General features: G+C 60.5%; 1 protein-coding gene. It reads right to left on the reverse strand.

Annotated features, from left to right (window positions below):
- Positions 1 to 864: penicillin acylase family protein (locus tag A3730_RS04595; protein WP_197477293.1), on the reverse strand; the 864-nt coding region annotated here is incomplete at its 3' end.
- Positions 865 to 908 lie beyond the last annotated feature (44 nt).

Consider the following 908-nt stretch of genomic DNA (forward strand, 5'->3'; position numbering starts at 1 on the left):
GCGGGTCATTTGTGGCGCCTTGCTGAAAGGCACCAGCCCCGGGGTCAGGGTATCGCCACTGTCCACCCACTCATACACAGAGCTGTTGCCGGGCAGCAGCACGCTCCCTGCACCATCCTGCCAGATGGGTGCCAGCTGCGGGCTCTGCGATGCGGCGCGCCAGTAGCCTTCCGCCTGGGCACTCAACTGCGGTACCTGGGTGCCATCGATGTAACTGGCCGAGCCGGATTTGTCGATCATCAGCGTATTGACCCAGGGAATGCCCTGGTGCTCTTCAAATGCCGCAAAGAATTCTTCACGGCTGGTCGCTTTATCCATGGCCAACCATTGGTCCAGCATGCGGGTATTACCGGCATTGGCATCGCGGAACGTAACCGCAGAACCACTGCTCCACCCCAGTGAGGGCGACAGGGAAGCGAGGTTCACCATCGGCCCAAAGTGGCTGTAGTAAACCGGCTGGGAATACGGCGCCAGGCTGCCATCCGGCTGCTTGACCTGAACGGTTACTTCCCTTTGGGTCATGGCGCGGCTCTCGCCATCAAACAGATAGCGGGTGGGATCGCTGCCATCCAGCTCAAGCTGGTAAAGGGTAAAACGTTTTGACTGGGATACCGTGTGCGTCCAGCCCAGATGCTCGTTGAAACCGATCACCACCGCCGGCAACCCGACCAGGGTCGCGCCAGTGATATCCAGCTCGCCGGGAATGGTCAGATGATTCTGGAAAAAACGCAGTTCCCCATCCCAGGGAAAGTGCGGATTGGCCAGAAGCAAGCTATTGGCGGACTCACTGCGCTCCGCCCCCAAGGCCCAGCCATTACTGCCGATACCCTCAGAGGTCAGCACCTGTTTGGCGTCCAATTTCACGTTGAATGCAGCCCGGGCGCCGGCTGCTGCCGACGGCGGCTGTG

This window comes from Alcanivorax sp. HI0044 (assembly GCF_001634945.1).